General features: G+C 64.3%; 15 protein-coding genes and 1 tRNA gene. 11 read left to right on the top strand and 5 right to left on the bottom strand.

Annotation, left to right across the window (positions count from 1 at the left end):
* The first annotated feature begins 276 nt into the window (after positions 1-276).
* The 4 genes from ABT24_RS05075 to parC all read left to right on the top strand — a co-directional run bounded on the left by ABT24_RS05075 (position 277) and on the right by parC (position 6,331).
* Positions 277-1,122 (top strand): GDSL-type esterase/lipase family protein, encoded by an 846-nt coding sequence (locus ABT24_RS05075; protein ID WP_276732125.1) that lies wholly within the window; start codon positions 277-279, stop codon positions 1,120-1,122.
* Positions 1,123-1,280: 158 nt separating this feature from the next.
* Entirely contained in the window at positions 1,281-1,778 is a 498-nt protein-coding gene (locus tag ABT24_RS05070; protein WP_276732127.1) for a GlcG/HbpS family heme-binding protein, read from the top strand.
* 259 nt (positions 1,779-2,037) lie between these two features.
* Complete coding sequence (locus tag ABT24_RS05065) at positions 2,038-3,996, top strand: DNA topoisomerase IV subunit B (protein WP_276732129.1); 1,959 nt, start codon at positions 2,038-2,040, stop codon at positions 3,994-3,996.
* Between the two features lies 1 nt (position 3,997).
* The gene (gene parC / locus ABT24_RS05060; protein ID WP_276732133.1) at positions 3,998-6,331 is read left to right on the top strand and encodes a DNA topoisomerase IV subunit A; all 2,334 of its coding nucleotides are present in this window, start codon (positions 3,998-4,000) and stop codon (positions 6,329-6,331) included.
* A gap of 70 nt (positions 6,332-6,401) precedes the next feature.
* Here the strand turns inward: parC and ABT24_RS05055 are convergent, their stop codons facing one another.
* From ABT24_RS05055 to ABT24_RS05040, 4 genes are all read right to left on the bottom strand, one after another.
* A complete protein-coding gene (locus tag ABT24_RS05055) occupies positions 6,402-6,938 on the bottom strand; it encodes an OmpA family protein (protein ID WP_276732136.1) in 537 nt (178 codons plus the stop codon).
* Between the two features lie 75 nt (positions 6,939-7,013).
* Complete coding sequence (locus tag ABT24_RS05050) at positions 7,014-7,442, bottom strand: GNAT family N-acetyltransferase (RefSeq protein WP_276732139.1); 429 nt, start codon at positions 7,440-7,442, stop codon at positions 7,014-7,016.
* A gap of 1 nt (position 7,443) precedes the next feature.
* Positions 7,444-7,896 carry a RidA family protein gene (locus ABT24_RS05045; RefSeq protein ID WP_276708993.1) on the bottom strand — a complete coding sequence of 151 codons (453 nt, stop codon included), beginning with the start codon at positions 7,894-7,896 and terminating at the stop codon, positions 7,444-7,446.
* A 120-nt stretch (positions 7,897-8,016) separates the two neighbouring features.
* Positions 8,017-9,513, bottom strand: coding sequence for a Do family serine endopeptidase (locus ABT24_RS05040; RefSeq protein WP_276732143.1), 1,497 nt, complete (start codon positions 9,511-9,513; stop codon positions 8,017-8,019).
* A 129-nt stretch (positions 9,514-9,642) separates the two neighbouring features.
* On the opposite strand from ABT24_RS05040, the gene ABT24_RS05035 reads away from it, so the two are divergent.
* The 5 genes from ABT24_RS05035 to ABT24_RS05015 all read left to right on the top strand — a co-directional run bounded on the left by ABT24_RS05035 (position 9,643) and on the right by ABT24_RS05015 (position 13,470).
* Entirely contained in the window at positions 9,643-10,410 is a 768-nt protein-coding gene (locus tag ABT24_RS05035; protein WP_276732145.1) for an SIMPL domain-containing protein, read from the top strand.
* 97 nt (positions 10,411-10,507) lie between these two features.
* A complete protein-coding gene (gene purU, locus ABT24_RS05030) occupies positions 10,508-11,383 on the top strand; it encodes a formyltetrahydrofolate deformylase (RefSeq protein ID WP_276708999.1) in 876 nt (291 codons plus the stop codon).
* Between the two features lie 25 nt (positions 11,384-11,408).
* Positions 11,409-11,861 carry a YybH family protein gene (locus tag ABT24_RS05025; protein WP_013122223.1) on the top strand — a complete coding sequence of 151 codons (453 nt, stop codon included), beginning with the start codon at positions 11,409-11,411 and terminating at the stop codon, positions 11,859-11,861.
* Positions 11,862-11,865: 4 nt separating this feature from the next.
* Positions 11,866-12,897 carry a YheT family hydrolase gene (locus ABT24_RS05020; RefSeq protein WP_423837858.1) on the top strand — a complete coding sequence of 344 codons (1,032 nt, stop codon included), beginning with the start codon at positions 11,866-11,868 and terminating at the stop codon, positions 12,895-12,897.
* A gap of 3 nt (positions 12,898-12,900) precedes the next feature.
* Positions 12,901-13,470: a DUF2946 family protein gene (locus ABT24_RS05015; protein WP_276732152.1), complete on the top strand. Its 570-nt coding sequence runs from the start codon at positions 12,901-12,903 to the stop codon at positions 13,468-13,470.
* A gap of 74 nt (positions 13,471-13,544) precedes the next feature.
* Here the strand turns inward: ABT24_RS05015 and ABT24_RS05010 are convergent, their stop codons facing one another.
* Complete coding sequence (locus ABT24_RS05010) at positions 13,545-14,177, bottom strand: c-type cytochrome (protein WP_276732154.1); 633 nt, start codon at positions 14,175-14,177, stop codon at positions 13,545-13,547.
* A 304-nt stretch (positions 14,178-14,481) separates the two neighbouring features.
* Between ABT24_RS05010 and ABT24_RS05005 the strand changes: the two genes are divergently transcribed.
* Both ABT24_RS05005 and ABT24_RS05000 read left to right on the top strand, forming a co-directional pair.
* A tRNA-Arg gene (locus ABT24_RS05005) sits at positions 14,482-14,557 on the top strand.
* 157 nt (positions 14,558-14,714) lie between these two features.
* On the top strand, positions 14,715-15,034 hold a 320-nt coding region (locus ABT24_RS05000), incomplete at its 3' end, for a hypothetical protein (protein ID WP_286737408.1).

Here is a 15,034-nt window from a genome sequence, read left to right as displayed (position 1 = left end):
GATGATTGTCAGCAAAGAACCAAACTTGTTGACAATCCAGACAAACTGGAGAAATCAACGAAAGATAAGCATTATTCCTGCACCAGATTCGCTAACGGCTCTGGCTTGACTGGATTCTCTGGAAGTTGCGTCGCCCTGTCCGTGAAATCCGTCACGTTGTCGGCCCGTAGCCTCTCACGCAGCGATAAGAATTGTTGAAAATTGCGCACTGCTTCACGAACTCAGCACCGTAAGCGCGGCGTTTCTCTGGCTGTTTCTCTTACTGAACCCTCTCCCATGTCCCCACTGCCCGACCCCGAACCGTCCTTCTCGTCGCCTGCGATGCAGCGTCGCTTACTGCTGAGGGCCGCGGCAGGTACGCTTTTGTTCAGCCCGTGGCTGAAAGCCGCCCAGGCGCGAGCCCCAGTCAATCTGGCCGCGACGCCCATCGGCCGCCTGGATCTGCCGTGGTGGCGCAAGCGCTTTGAAGCGTCGCTGCAACAGGTGCGCCGCAGCCAGCCAGAACTCGTCTGGCTGGGCGACTCCATCACCCAGAACTGGGAGCGCAGCAGCCCGCAGCCCTGGGCCGACTACCAGCCCATCTGGCAACGCGAATACGGACGCTACCAGCCGCTCAATCTCGGCTTCATCGGCGACACTACCTCCAGCGTGTTGTGGCGGCTCGATCACGGGCAGGTTCAGGGGCTGTCTCCGAAGGTCTGCATCCTGCTGATCGGCGCCAACAATCTGGGACGGCCGCACTGGGGCGCACACCTGACCGTGCCGGGCATCGAGGCGGTGGTGGACAAGGTGCACCAGTTGCTGCCGCACACCGCGGTGCTGCTGCTCGGCGTGCTGCCCAGCAAGCGCTCGGCCTGGATCAGCGCCGAAACCCTCAAGATCAACGCCGCGCTGGCGCAGCGTTATGCCCACAGCCCCCTTGTGACCTTCCTGAATGTCGGCCATGTGCTGCTCGACGCCCAAGGCCAGCCCGATCCCGCGCTCTATCTCGAAGGGCACGAGACGCATCAAACCGTGCTGCTCCACCCGGATGCGCAAGGCATGCAACGCATCGCCCAGGCGATCGCGCCCACGCTGGACAAACTCATGACAGACGCGCCGGACCGTCCCAAGAGTCCATAGTGCCCAGAACAGAGAGCCGAGCGAAGCGAAGGGTTTCGGGGTGGGCTGGTGGCTCGCTAAATCAGCCTTCCTGCCCGCAGGCAAAGCGGCTTTTGCTGTGCAATACTGCGTCACGCACACTGCCTGCCCATCCCCAAAAAAATTCTGCAGGAGACAACATGAAAGCTTCCCTTCGTTTGCCCGCGGCGCTCGGTCTGTGCGCCTTGCTGTCCGCACCCGCCTTCGCGGCCGAGCCGCTCACCGTCACGGTCCACCGACTTACCCTTGAGACCGCCGAGCGCATCGCGCAGGGCGCCATCAAGGCCTGTCGCGCCAAGGGCTTGCAGGTCAGCGTGACCGTGGTCGATCGCAACGGCATCGTGCAGGCCACGCTGCGCGACACCCTGGCCCCGCCGGTCTCGCTGGCCATCAGCCGACAAAAGGCCTATACCGCCGCCATGTTCGGCATCAAAGGCAGCGCCATGGGGCCGCAAGCCGCCTCGCCCCTGGCGCTGCTGGGTGACGGCCTGGCCTTCACCGCGGGTTCCGTGCCGATCGAAGCCGGGGGCCGGATGTACGGCGCCGTGGGCGTGAGCGGCGCGCCGGACGGCAAGGTCGACGAGGAATGCGCCCAGGCCGGACTCGACGCGGTCTTGCCCGATCTGGAAATGCAGTAAGGGCCTGCGCGTGCCCTCGCGTTTCCCGTTGCTCTTCCCTGGTTTTCCCTACTCGCGCCCCTGCCTACAATCCTCACTCAGTACTGCGCGACCTCGCGCCGCGCAGAACTGACCGACACAACGGCCTGCCTTTTTTTTGGGCAGCCCGATCAACCCGCATGAAATCAGGGCTTTCCGCCCATCCGGTGTGACATTTTCCCCAGCCGCTGGGGATAACTGGGCACCGGTGGCACCCCTGTGGATAATTTTCCGACCCTCCATGGCCAGTCGCCGACCTCCCGCCTATTCCGAATCGTCCATCCGCGTGCTCAAGGGCCTGGAGCCCGTGCGCCAGCGTCCGGGCATGTACACCCGCACCGACAACCCGCTGCACATCGTGCAGGAAGTCATCGACAACAGCGCTGACGAAGCCCTGGGCGGGTACTGCCAGCACATCGCCGTCACCCTGCACACCGACGGCAGCATCAGCGTGGAAGACGACGGCCGCGGCATCCCCTTCGGCCTGCACCCGGAAGAGAACGCGCCGGTGGTCGAGCTGGTGTTCACCCGGCTGCATGCAGGGGGCAAGTTCGACAAGTTGCAGGGCGGCGCCTACAGCTTCTCGGGCGGCTTGCACGGCGTGGGCGTTTCGGTCACGAATGCACTGGCGGCAAGGCTGGAGGTCACCGTCTGGCGCGACGGCCAGGTGGCGCATCTGGTGTTTGCAGGTGGCGACGTTATCGAACCCCTGGCGGTGCGCAAGGCCGCACGCGATGAGCGCAGAAGCGGCACCCGCGTGCGGGTCTGGCCCGATGCCAAATACTTCGACAGCCCCCATCTCCCCTTGGCCGAACTCACCCATCTGCTGCGCAGCAAGGCGGTGCTGCTGCCCGGGGTCAAGGTCGATCTGATTCAGCAAAAAACCGGCGACATCACGCACTGGGAATATGCCCGCGGGCTGCGCGACTATCTGCTCAGCAGCCTGCCCGCCGAGCCCTACATCGACCTGTTCGAGGGCGAGCACTACGCCAGCGCTTCAGAACAGGAGAGTTTCGCCGAAGGCGAGGGCGCGGCCTGGTGCGTGGCCTTCACCGAGGAGGGCGCGGTGCTGCGCGAGTCTTACGTCAACCTCATTCCCACCCCGGCCGGCGGCACGCACGAAGCCGGCTTGCGCGAGGGCCTGTTCCAGGCGGTGAAGGGTTTCATCGAGCTACACAACCTGCAGCCCAAGGGCGTGAAACTGCTGCCCGAAGACCTGTTCGCGCGGGCGTCCTTCGTGCTTTCCGCGCGGGTGCTCGATCCGCAGTTCCAGGGCCAGATCAAGGAAAAGCTCAATAGCCGCGATGCCTTGCGCTTGGTCGGTCAGGCGGTGCGGCCCACGCTTGAACTCTGGCTGCACGAGCGGGTCGATCAGGGCAAGAAGCTCGCTGAACTGGTCATCCGCCAGGCGCAGAGCCGCCTGCGCGCGGCGCAGAAAGTGGAGAAGAAAAAGGGCTCGGGCGTGGCCGTGCTGCCGGGCAAACTGACCGACTGCGAAAGCCGCGATACCGAACGCACCGAACTGTTTCTGGTGGAGGGCGATTCCGCCGGAGGCTCGGCCAAAATGGGCCGCGACAAGGAGTTCCAGGCCGTGCTGCCGCTGCGCGGCAAAGTGCTCAATTCCTGGGAGATCGAACGCGACCGACTGTTCGCCAACACCGAGATCCACGACATCGCCGTGGCCATCGGCGTCGATCCGCACGGCAAGGACGACGCGCCGGACCTAAGCAACCTGCGTTACGGCAAGATTTGCATTCTGAGCGACGCCGACGTGGACGGCTCGCACATCCAGGTGCTGCTGCTCACCCTGTTCTTCCGCCATTTTCCCAAGCTCATCGAGCGCGGTCATGTCTGCGTGGCCCGCCCCCCGCTCTACCGCCTCGACGCGCCCGCGCGCGGCAAGAAACCGGCGCAGAAGATCTACGTGCTCGACGACGCCGAACTGCAGGCCGCACAAGACAAACTGCGCAAGGACGGCCTGAAGGACGGCGCCTGGCAGATTTCGCGCTTCAAGGGCCTGGGCGAAATGAGCGCCGAACAACTCTGGGACACCACCCTGAACCCCGACACCCGCCGTCTGTACCGCGTGCGGCCCGACGACGCACAAGCTCTGTTCCATCAACTCATGGGCAAAGGTGAAGCCCAGGCGCGCCGCGGGCTGATGGAGGAATATGGCGACCAGATCGAAGTGGACATCTGATATGAGCGAACAAGCCACCCTCGAATTCGACAACCGGCCTGAAGACGACACCGACTCGCTGGCGCTGGGCGACTATGCGCGCCGCGCCTATCTCGACTACGCCATTTCCGTGGTCAAGGGCCGCGCCCTGCCCGATGTGTGCGACGGCCTCAAGCCGGTGCAGCGGCGCATTCTCTACGCCATGTGGCGCATGGGGCTGGCGTTCGATGCCAAGCCGGTCAAGTCGGCGCGGGTGGTTGGCGACGTGCTCGGCCGCTTTCACCCGCATGGCGACCAGGCCGCCTACGACGCCCTGGTGCGGCTGTCGCAAGACTTCGCGCAGCGCTATCCCCTGATCGACGGTCAGGGCAACTTCGGCTCGCGCGACGGCGACGGCGCCGCCGCCATGCGCTACACCGAGGCGCGGCTCTCGCCCATCGCCCGGCTGCTGCTGGGCGAAATCGACGCGGGCACCGCCGACTTCATTCCCAACTACGACGGCTCGACCACCGAGCCCCGGCTGCTGCCCGCGCGACTGCCTTTCGTGCTGCTCAACGGCGCCAGCGGCATCGCCGTGGGCATGGCCACCGAGATTCCGGCCCACAACCTGCGAGAAGTCGCCAACGCCTGCGTCGCCCTGCTGAAGAATCCCCGCCTCGAACTCGCCGACGTCCTGGCGCTGATGCCCGGGCCCGACTTCGCCACCGGGGGTCAGCTCATCTCCAGCCCGCAGGACATCGCCGCCGCCTATGCCGTCGGCCGTGGCAGCCTGAAGGTTCGCGCCCGCTGGACGGTGGAAGAACTCGCGCGCGGCCAATGGCAACTGGTGATCAACGAACTGCCGCACGGCACCAGCACGCAGATGGTGCTCGAAGAAATCGAGGAACTCAGCAGCCCCAAAATCCGCCCTGGCAAGAAGGCGCTCGCACCCGAGCAGATCGCACTGAAAGCCACCCTGCTGAACCTGCTCGACACGGTGCGCGACGAGTCGGGCCGCGAAGCCGCGGTGCGGCTGGTGTTCGAGCCGCGCAGCTCTCGCATCGATCAGGCCGAGTTCGTCAACACCCTGCTCGCGCGCACCAGCCTGGAGACCAGCGTGCCGATCAACCTGGTGATGATCGGCACCGACGGCAAGCCGCGCCAGAAGGGGCTGATGGACATTCTGCGCGAGTGGATCGCCTACCGCCGCGACACGGTGCAGCGTCGTTCAAAGCATCGCCTGGAACAGGTGGACGCGCGCATCCACATCCTCGAAGGTCGGCAGCAGGTGCTGCTCAACCTCGACGAAGTGATCGAGACCATCCGCAACAGCGACGATCCCAGGCCGGCGCTGATGGCGCGCTTCGATCTCACCGAGTTGCAGGCCGACGACATTCTCGACATGCGGCTGCGCCAGCTCGCACGGCTGGAGGCCATCCGCATCGACAAAGAACTCGCCGCCCAGCGCACTGAAGCCGCCGAACTGCAAAAACTGCTCGCCGACGAAAAAGCCATGACCAGGCGCATCATCAGCGAAATCGAGGCCGACGCCAAGCAGTTCGGCGACGACCGCCGCACCCTCATCCAGGCCGAGCAACGCGCCGTGGCCGAGGTCAAGGTGGTCGATGAACCCGTCACCGTCATCGTGTCGCAAAAAGGCTGGCTGCGCACGCAGAAAGGCCACGGCCTGGTGCTGTCCGCCCTCACCTTCAAGCCGGGCGATGCGCTCTACGCCACGTTCGAATGCCGCAGCGTCGATCCCCTCGTCGTGCTCGGCAGCGACGGCAGGGTTTATTCCATCGAGGTCGCCGACCTGCCCGGCGGGCGCGGCGACGGCCAGCCCGTCACCTCTTTCATCGAACTCGCACCGGGCACGCAGGCCCTGCATTACCTCGCGGGCGCCCGCACCACGGCGCTGCTGTTGTGGACGGCGCAGGGCTTCGGCTTTGTCACCCACATCAGCGATGCCCTGAGCCGCCAACGCGCGGGCAAAACCTTCGTCACCCTCGAAGACGGCGACGCCCTGCAGCGCCCGCTGGTGCTCGACACCGACGCCGACGGCAGCCCTGTCGGGCGTCTGGCCACGCTCAGCGCAGACGGCCGCCTGCTGCTCTATCCGGCGGCAGAAGTCAAAACTCTGGCCCGCGGCGGAAGGGGGATCACCCTGATGGCGCTCGACGCCAAGGAAGCCCTGCAAAGCGTGGCGCAGCTGGCCGCCGAGCGCGACGCCCTGCTCGTCAGCGGCAAAGGTCGCGGCGGCATGGAACGCAGCGCCACACTCAGCGCCGCCCAGCAAACCGCTTATGTCGGCAAACGCGCCCGGCGCGGTCGCAAGCTCGAGGTGACGTTCAAGCCGGACCGCCTGAGCCGCGCGTAAAACAGAACGCCAACAAAAACGCCCTGTACAAAGCAAAGGCAGGGCGTTTTTGCGTTGTCGTGCGGCGGTTTTACTTCACCACCACCTCTACCCGGCGAGCTTCGACGCCGCTGGCGCCGCCCGTCGTTTCCGCCGGTTTTTCGAGGGTGATGCGATCAGCCGACACGCCTTGCGCCACCAGCGCATCGCGCACCGCGGAAGCGCGCTTCTTCGCCAGCTCGGCATTCAGCGCCGCGGAACCCGTCGCGTCGTGATAGCCGCTAATCACCACCGAGTGCCCTTGCGCCACGGCCTCGGCAACTTGCTTGAGCGCAGCATCAGCGCCCGCCGCCAGATCGGCCTTGCCACTGGCGAAGTAGAACTTGACCACCCCGTTTTCCACCACCACGCGAGCGCCATCGGCCTCTGCATTCATCGGTTGCGGCATCGAGGTCGCCAGCATGGGGGCGGACGGCGCGGAAGCTGTGGCCGGTGCGGCTGCGGCCTGCCCTTGCGCCCCGCCGCCATCTTTGATGGCCACGCCGACAATCACCGCCACCGTCGCGAGCACGGTCGCCAGAACCACGCCGACAATGGGAACGTAGTTGTCATCATCCTGAAAAAACATGCCGATTCCTCCCTGAACCGTGAAAGTGCCGCAACCCGGTACGGCAAACCAGCAGCATTCTAGTTTCCTTGGCGCTCAGTCCGGCACGCGCAGCTCGAACAGATGCTGCACCTTGGTCTGGGCAAAACCCAGACGCAAATAGAACTGATGGGTGCGCAGGCGCTCAGCGCGGCTGCGGACTTGCAGCACGGCCAGTCCCTGCGAGCGCGTCCAGTCGATGGCGCGGCGCACCAGCTCCGCCCCCAGGCCTTCGCTGCGGTGCGCCTCGTCCACCACCAGCCCGGCAATTTCGGCGCAGAGCCCGGATTCCAGATGCAGCACTTTGAGCATATGCGTCCAGGCCACCACTCGCCCTTGCACTTCGGCAACAAACACCGCGTGATCGGCTGATGGCAAGATGAGTGCAAGCCGCTCGCGCATGAGTACCGCAGTGGCGGGATAGCCCAGTTGACCCGACAGTGCGGCGAGCGCCTCGGCGTCGCCCAGCTGGGACTTGCGAATCACCTCACACCTCGGCGATCAGTTCGATTTCCACTGCGGCGCCCATCGGCAGCTGCGCCACGCCAAAAGCGCTGCGGGCATGCGCGCCGCGTTCGCCGAACACCTGGGCGATGAGCTCCGACGCTCCGTTGATCACCAGATGATGTTCGGTGTAATTAGGCGCGGAGTTCACCAGACCGAGCAGTTTCACCACGCGCTTGACCCGCTCCAGATCGCCCACTGCGGCCTGCAGCGTGCCCAGCAGGTCGATGGCGATGGCCCGCGCTGCTTCCTTGGCGGTGGCGGTGTCCATATCGGTGCCCAGTTGACCGACCCACACCTTGCCCTCCTTTTTCGCAATATGGCCTGAGAGAAACACCAGATTGCCGGTCTGCACAAACGGCACATAGGCAGCGGCGGGGGTGGAAACCGGGGGCAGGCTGATGCCCAGATTCTTGAGGTTTTGTGCGATCAACATGAAATTCTCCAATCCAAAAAGCTCAGTGTAGAACCAGCTCGCGACACGACCGCGCATAAAAAAGCGGGGCCAGCGGCCCCGCGAAACACTGCTTGGAGGAAAGGAAGTTGAGGAAAGTTTTCAGCCGATCTGTACCGGCACGAAGATGCGGTTGCTGCCGCGCTGAATCAGCAAGGCCACCGATTTGCCCGCACTCTTCAGGATGCCACGCACCTGATCGATGCTGCTGACCGACTTGCCGTCGACCGCGATCAGAATGTCGCCGGGCTGGATGCCGGCCTGTTCCGCCGGGCCGCTGACGCCCTCGACCAACAGCCCATGCGACACGCCGGCCTGCTGCTCTTCATTGGCGTTGAGCGGGCGCACCACCAGCCCCAGCCCGCCGTGGTCGCCCTGCGCGCCCGGGCTGGCCGAAGCGAGGGTCACGTTGTCGCTGAAGTTGCCCAGAACGGCGGTGATGGTCTGCTGCTTGTGATCGTGCCAAACGCCCAGGGTCACTTTGCTGCCGGGCTCGGACAGGCCGATCATCATCGGCAGATCGGCCGAATCGTTCACCGGCTGGCCGTTCACGCTGAGAATGATGTCGCCCGGCTGGAGACCGGCCTTGGATGCCGGGCTGTCTTTCTCGACCTGCGCGACCAGCGCGCCGCGAGGCGTTTGCAAACCAAAAGAGGTCGCCAGGTTTTGTGTCACCGTCTGCACCGCGATGCCCAGCCGTGCGTGCTGCACCTTGCCATGCTCGATGATCTGCTTGGCCACGCGCTCGGCCACATTGATCGGGATGGCGAACGACAGCCCTTCAAACGCGCCGGTCTGCGTGAAGATCTGCGAGTTGATGCCGACCACTTCACCCTTGGTGTTGAACAGCGGCCCGCCCGAGTTGCCGGGGTTCACCGCCACGTCGGTCTGAATGAAGGGCACCATGCTGTCGTCGGGCAGCGAGCGGCTCTTGGCACTCACAATCCCCGCGGTCACCGTGTTGTAGAAGCCGTAGGGCGAACCGATGGCCAGCACCCAGTCACCCGGCTCCAGATTGGACGGGTTGCCCAGCCGCACCGTGGGCAGATTGGTCGCCGGAATCTTGATCACCGCGATGTCGGTCTTGGTGTCGTAGCCCAGCACCTTGGCCTTGTAAGTGCGATGGTCGGTGAGGGTCACACGTACCGAGCTGGCGCCCTTGACGACGTGCGCGTTGGTCAGAATCAGCCCGTCGGAGCTGATGATGAAGCCCGAGCCCAGCCCTTCGGTCGGCACTTCCTGCTGCTGGCCGTTATTGAATTGCTGGAAGAAGCGGAAAAACGGATCGTTCTGGAACTGCTTGGGAATCTGTTGCTGCTGCACCGTTTCCTTGGTTTCGCCCTTCACATTGATGTGCACCACCGCCGAGCCGTAGGCCTTGACGATGGAAGCGAAGTTCGGCGCGTTCACCGCCACATTGGTCGCTGGTGCGGCCGGCGGATTGTTGAATAGCGGCACGACCTTGTGGTTCATTTCAACCTGCGGCGCCGTTTCGGCATAGCTGAACTGATAGGCCATGGTGCCGGCTCCGGCGATGATGCCCGCTGCCGCCAGTGCGGCCCAGAGTTTTGACGAAACCTTCGATTTTTTGCTTTGCATGACTGCCTCCGAAACGATTCAAACGAGTTGCGATGGTGGAATGTTCGCTGCCTTGCCTTAGACTCGGCTTAAGGGTCTGCGTCTGGGGTCTACGTCTGTCGCGTCCGATCTTTGTCTGCGAGAAAAACCATGTCATCACGTCCTGTTTTGCGTCCAGTTTCACCCGTCGCCGGTCTATGGCTCGCCAGCCTTCTGTTCTGCGCTGCCGCGCAGGCGCAGTCCCTTGCACAGCCGACCCCGGGAGTCGTCGCGGGGGTGGTCGCGGGGGTGGTCGATCTACAGGCCACGGCGCAGGTCGAAGTAGTGCCCGACCTCGCGGTGACGACTCTGGCCGCGGAACGCAGCGGGGCTGACCCGGCCAGCCTCACCGCGCAAGTCAGCAAGTTGCTCGAAGCAGCCTCGAAGCAGGCCCGCACCGTGCCCGACATCGAGGCCAGCAGTGGGGCGTTCACCACCCAGCCACGCTGGAAAACGGTGAACAATCAGTCGCAACGCGACGGCTGGACGGTGCGCGCCGGACTGGTGCTCAAGTCGCACGACTTTGCCGCTTTGGGCAAGATGGCCGGGCAACTGGCGCAGCAGGGCTTCATGATCGAATCCAACGGCTTCGAACTCTCCAAGGCCCTGCGCGACCGCGAGGAAACCACGCTGATCGATTCGGCCATAGCGCGCTTCAAGTCCAAGGCCGCCACGGCGGCGCGCGCGCTGGGCTACGGCAGCTACACCCTGCGCACCCTGAGTATCGAACCCACGCAGGGACAACTGCCGCAGCCCCGCCCCATGATGATGCGCGCCGCCGCGCCCATGGCCGAAGAGCAAGCACCCGCCGTACCCCTGGTCACGGGGCGCACCCCGCTGCAGCTCACGGTGCAGGGATCGGTGCAGCTCACTCGCTGATACCCCGCCCCTATTCCCGCCTCTAGTTCTCTCTTCGCTTCCGGGCCCCTAAAATCGCGGGCTTGCCCTTCTTCCCTGCCGTCTCGCACGGCCCGGTATGCCTCACACCCCGCCAGAATTCGTTCTCACCCTCTCGTGCCCGGACGCGCCAGGCATCGTGCATTCGGTCTCCGGCCTGCTCTATCAGGCGGGTTGCAACATCATGGATTCGCAGCAATACGGTGATGCCGACACCGGGCTGTTTTTCATGCGGGTGCACTTCTCCGCCCCGGAGCATCTGCAGGACGCTGCCCAGCTCGCGCTGTTGTTCGGCGATGTGCGCAAGCGCTTCGACATGCAGGCGCAGTTTCACGATCTGCGCATTCGCCCCAAGGTCGTCATCGCCGTCAGTCAGTACGGCCACTGCCTCAACGATCTGCTCTACCGCTGGAAGGCCGGGCAACTGGCGATGGACATCGCCGCCGTCGTCTCCAATCACACCACTTTCGCCGATCTGACGCGCAGCTACGGCATCGAGTTTCACCATCTTCCGCTGAAGGCCGGAGAAGCCGCCGAAACCAAGCGGGCGCAGGAACAGGCCCTCTTCGGCGTGATGCAACAAAGCGGCGCGGCGCTGCTGGTGCTCGCGCGCTATATGCAGATTTTGAGCGCTGAGTTCTGCGCCCAGCTCGAAGGCCGAGCCATCAACATCCACCACTCTTTCCTGCCCAGCTTCAAGGGCGCGCGCCCCTACGCGCAGGCCTATGCGCGCGGGGTCAAGCTCATCGGCGCCACGGCGCATTACGTCACCGCCGAGCTCGACGAAGGCCCCATCATCGAGCAGGACGTCGAACGCGTCGACCACACCATGAGTGCGGCCGATCTCACCGCCGTCGGCCAGGATGTGGAGAGCGTCGTGCTCGCGCGCGCCGTGCGCTGGCAGGTTGAGCATCGCATTCTGCGTAACGGCCACAAAACCGTGGTGTTCCGCTGACCCGACACAACGACCGAGACCCGCCATGCCGCGCCGCAAGCTCCCGCCCCAAACCCCCTGGACCAACTCGCCCGATGATGTCGAAGCCGCGTTCTACGAGGCCCTTTCCAGCGGCAATCTCGACGCGCTGATGGCCCTGTGGTCGGAAGAAGACGAGATCTGCTGCATTCATCCCGGCGGCCAACGGCTGGACGGTCAGGCAGCGATACGCGAGGGCTTCGCGCAACTGTTTGTCAACGGCGGTTTGCAGATCAATGCCGAGGTACAGCACCGTTGGCACAGCATGACCAGCGCCGCACACAGCGTGGTCGAACGCGTGCCGCTCGATGTGGACGGCCAGCCGCAATGGGGCTTCGTGCTCGCCACCAATCTGTTCGTACAGACCGCCGCCGGGTGGCGCATCGTGCTGCACCACGCCAGCCCCGGCGCGCCGCAGGCGCCGCTGGCCGCCATGGCGCCGACCGACGTCCTGCACTGAGAGGGTGTCGACGAATAGCGTCCCGCTCGGCCTCCTTACCCGCACCGTGTCTTCGACCAAGGCCGCAACTCCCTACACCGCACCGCTTTGGCTGCCCGGCGGGCAGTTGCAGACCGTGGTGCCTGCACTGATCTCACGTCCCGGCGCGCGTCGCCCCGCGTTGCGCCGTGAACGCTGGACGGCGCCCGACGGCGACTTCATCGACGTGGACTGGCTGGACGCCCCGTTCGGCCCTTCCGCCCCCCTGCTGGTACTGTTCCACGGGCTAGAAGGTTCGTCGCAGAGCCACTATGCACAGGCGATTCTCGCCGCCTGCGCCCAAGTCGGCTGGCAATGCGCCGTGCCGCACTTCCGGGGCTGCTCGGGCGAAGACAACCGCGCGCCGCGCGCCTATCACTCCGGCGATTTCACCGAGATCGACTGGATACTCCAGAGATTCACTAAGACCCGCCCGCGCGCGCCCTTGTACGCCGCCGGCGTGTCGCTGGGCGGCAATGCGCTATTGCGCTGGGCGCAAGTGCAGGGCGGGGCGGCCAGCCAGCGGGTGCGCGCCGTGGCGGCCGTCAGCGCCCCGCTCGATCTGGCCGCCGGAGGCCGCGCCATCGCCACCGGCATGAGTTACCAGATCTATACCCGGCTTTTTCTGCGCACCCTCAAGCCCAAGGCCCTGCGCATGATCGCGCGTCACCCCGGGCTGGCCGATCCGCAGCGCGTGCGGCGTGCGCGCAATCTGGGCGAGTTCGACGATGCCTTCACCGCCCCTATCCACGGCTTCCGCGACGCGGCCGATTATTGGGAGCGCGCTTCCAGCAAACCGCATCTGCGCGAGCTTCGCGTCCCCACCCTTATTCTCAACGCCCGCAACGACCCCTTCCAGCCCGCCGACGTGCTACCCGTCGCCAGCGCCGTCTCAGATTGGGTGCGGCTTGAGCAGCCCGCCCACGGCGGCCATGTCGGTTTTGCTCAAGGCAGCCTGCCCGGGCATCTCGACTGGCTGCCGCAGCGTCTGCTGCACTTCTTCCAACACGGAAACTAAGCGATGGACAGCGCGGTACTCCAAGCCATGTCACGCTGGCCCAGCGTGCCACGCTGCACCGGCTGGCTGGCCCTCGACCAGCGCGGCCAATGGTGGATGCGCAATCACGCTGGCCCCACCACCTGGCCTCGCGATGCAAAGGGGCGACTGGACAAAACCGACGCCGGCCCCGTCCTGCACGCGGGCCTGGCCGCTTTCATCGGCCGCAACTACACCGTCGATGCCACCGGTGCGTGGTACTTCCAGAACGGCCCGCAGCGGGTCGATGTCAGCCTGGAAGCCGCGCCGTGGATCATCCGCCTGCATCACAATGCCAGAGCGGGCGCACATTGGAGCACGCATACCGACCAGGCTTGCAAGGTCGAATCCCTCTGGCTGGATGATCGGGGTCAGGTGTGGCTGCGCACCGGCCTCGGCCCCGGCCTGCTGCACAGCGCCGACATGTCCCTGCTCGCCGACCATCTCGATGCCCCAGGCGTACAACTCTGCCTGCCCAACGCCGCCCCCCTGACCATCGGCCACTTCACCGAGTCGCCTGCTGAGTTCTTCGGTTTTCGGCCCGATCCCCCCTGAAGTTGGCGACAAAAAAGCCCGCAGATCGCGGGCTTTTTTGTCACGATGAAGGCGGGGAGCCCCCCCTTCGACACTTACTTCGACTGAGCCACCATATAGTCCACAGCGGCCTTCACGTCATCATCGCTCGCCGAAGAACCGCCCTTGGGCGGCATCACGCCGAGCTTGCCCGTATAACCATGAATCGCACGGTCATACAACACCGCGTCGCCCTGTGCAATGATCGGCGCCCAGGCTGCCTTGTCGCCCACCTTGGGTGCGCCTGCCACACCCGCACCGTGGCAAGCGATACAGGTGGATTCGTACAAACCCTTGCCGTCCACCTTGGTCGCCGCAACCGGCACCGCCGCACCGCTGCTTGAGCCCGCCGGCGTTGTCGCTGCAGAAGAAGCCGCAGGCGCCGCAGCGGCTGTGGTCATCGAGGCCGCATTCTGCTGTGCCGCAGCCTGACTGCTGGCCGCCACTGCGGCAGAGCCCACCGGAGCAACCCGCGCATCCACCTCAGCCGTCGCCAGCGCCTCCGAACCCGCCGGTGGCTGGCTGCTGCTGCCGATGTAAAACGCAATCAACAGCAACAAGACGATAGGAACAATGAAGCCGACGCCCATCACCATCAGAATCTTGCGCAGAGTCGGCGCAAAAGGCAGATCAGACACATCGTCGGAACTGGAAGAAGCGAAATGGGAATTCGAGTGCGGTGCGCTCATAACGGTCGAGTGTAAAAAGTGGAAATCTGAAAAATTGCAGACGACATGATATGCGTTGCTCACGATCCCTCGACGGGGTCAACCCCAACACCGCCCGCCAGAGATCCTGAATTTGATTCGCATCATATTCAGAAACATTCTGTAGTGCGACATACCGTCGCCCCCTGTCGACCGAACCTCAAGTCAAATTCAAGTCAAATCTGCAGGCAGCCAAAGCAGAAGCCCTCCTGACATTACGGCCGCGACAGCCCCCGAACAGGTTAAGATGTTGCGTTGCACGGAAGTCACAACGCACCTTCCGCCTGCGCCCGTAGCTCAGTGGATAGAGTATTGGCCTCCGAAGCCAAGGGTCGCTGGTTCGATCCCAGCCGGGCGCACCATTTTTGCAGCAGAACCAAGACGCGCTTGTACGGGCTTGCCCTCTGGGAAGCGGGCCGTTTTGTATTCGGCGCCGGTCAGCGGCATTTTCCTTCGGTCGTAGGCAAAGACACGGAGGATGCCCGACGTAATCTGCTTCAATGCCCCAGGCCATGCCCCATGAAGCAACCGGCCGTCAAAAAGCTTGCCAGACTTCTGCAAACAAAAAACCCGCTGTCTCAGAGGAGAACAGCGGGTTTTTCAGACTTCCTTGGACTTCTTAAAACAGAATATTGGCGGAGACGAAGTCTGTCTTGTCTTCGTTCCACCCCGTTCCGCATTGTTGTTTTTTCCGTTTATTTTCAATGCTTTACAGCCTTTCATTGTTTCGCGCCGTTTCTGAAAGTGGATGACAGTTCTGTCGATTTTGATGATAATTTTGTGGACAGTCGAACTCGGCGGAGACAGGGATGGCCAAGGGGCAGCTTACCGCGCAAGAG

The organism is Thiomonas sp. SCN 64-16 (assembly GCF_001725585.1).
Classification (GTDB): domain Bacteria; phylum Pseudomonadota; class Gammaproteobacteria; order Burkholderiales; family Burkholderiaceae_C; genus Thiomonas; species Thiomonas arsenitoxydans.
The sequence above is the reverse complement of the archived record's forward strand: the minus strand, read 5'-3'. Positions and strand labels throughout refer to the sequence as shown.

Excerpts from the sequence above, each read along its gene's own strand:
- ABT24_RS05045 (WP_276708993.1), bottom strand. The coding sequence starts at position 7,896 with ATGTTGATCGCACAAAACCTCAAGAATCTGGGCATCAGCCTGCCCCCG.
- ABT24_RS05070 (WP_276732127.1), top strand. The coding sequence starts at position 1,281 with ATGAAAGCTTCCCTTCGTTTGCCCGCGGCGCTCGGTCTGTGCGCCTTG.
- ABT24_RS05010 (WP_276732154.1), bottom strand. The coding sequence starts at position 14,177 with ATGAGCGCACCGCACTCGAATTCCCATTTCGCTTCTTCCAGTTCCGAC.
- ABT24_RS05015 (WP_276732152.1), top strand. The coding sequence starts at position 12,901 with ATGGACAGCGCGGTACTCCAAGCCATGTCACGCTGGCCCAGCGTGCCA.
- ABT24_RS05025 (WP_013122223.1), top strand. The coding sequence starts at position 11,409 with ATGCCGCGCCGCAAGCTCCCGCCCCAAACCCCCTGGACCAACTCGCCC.
- purU (WP_276708999.1), top strand. The coding sequence starts at position 10,508 with ATGCCTCACACCCCGCCAGAATTCGTTCTCACCCTCTCGTGCCCGGAC.
- ABT24_RS05035 (WP_276732145.1), top strand. The coding sequence starts at position 9,643 with ATGTCATCACGTCCTGTTTTGCGTCCAGTTTCACCCGTCGCCGGTCTA.
- ABT24_RS05055 (WP_276732136.1), bottom strand. The coding sequence starts at position 6,938 with ATGTTTTTTCAGGATGATGACAACTACGTTCCCATTGTCGGCGTGGTT.
- ABT24_RS05040 (WP_276732143.1), bottom strand. The coding sequence starts at position 9,513 with ATGCAAAGCAAAAAATCGAAGGTTTCGTCAAAACTCTGGGCCGCACTG.
- ABT24_RS05065 (WP_276732129.1), top strand. The coding sequence starts at position 2,038 with ATGGCCAGTCGCCGACCTCCCGCCTATTCCGAATCGTCCATCCGCGTG.
- parC (WP_276732133.1), top strand. The coding sequence starts at position 3,998 with ATGAGCGAACAAGCCACCCTCGAATTCGACAACCGGCCTGAAGACGAC.
- ABT24_RS05075 (WP_276732125.1), top strand. The coding sequence starts at position 277 with ATGTCCCCACTGCCCGACCCCGAACCGTCCTTCTCGTCGCCTGCGATG.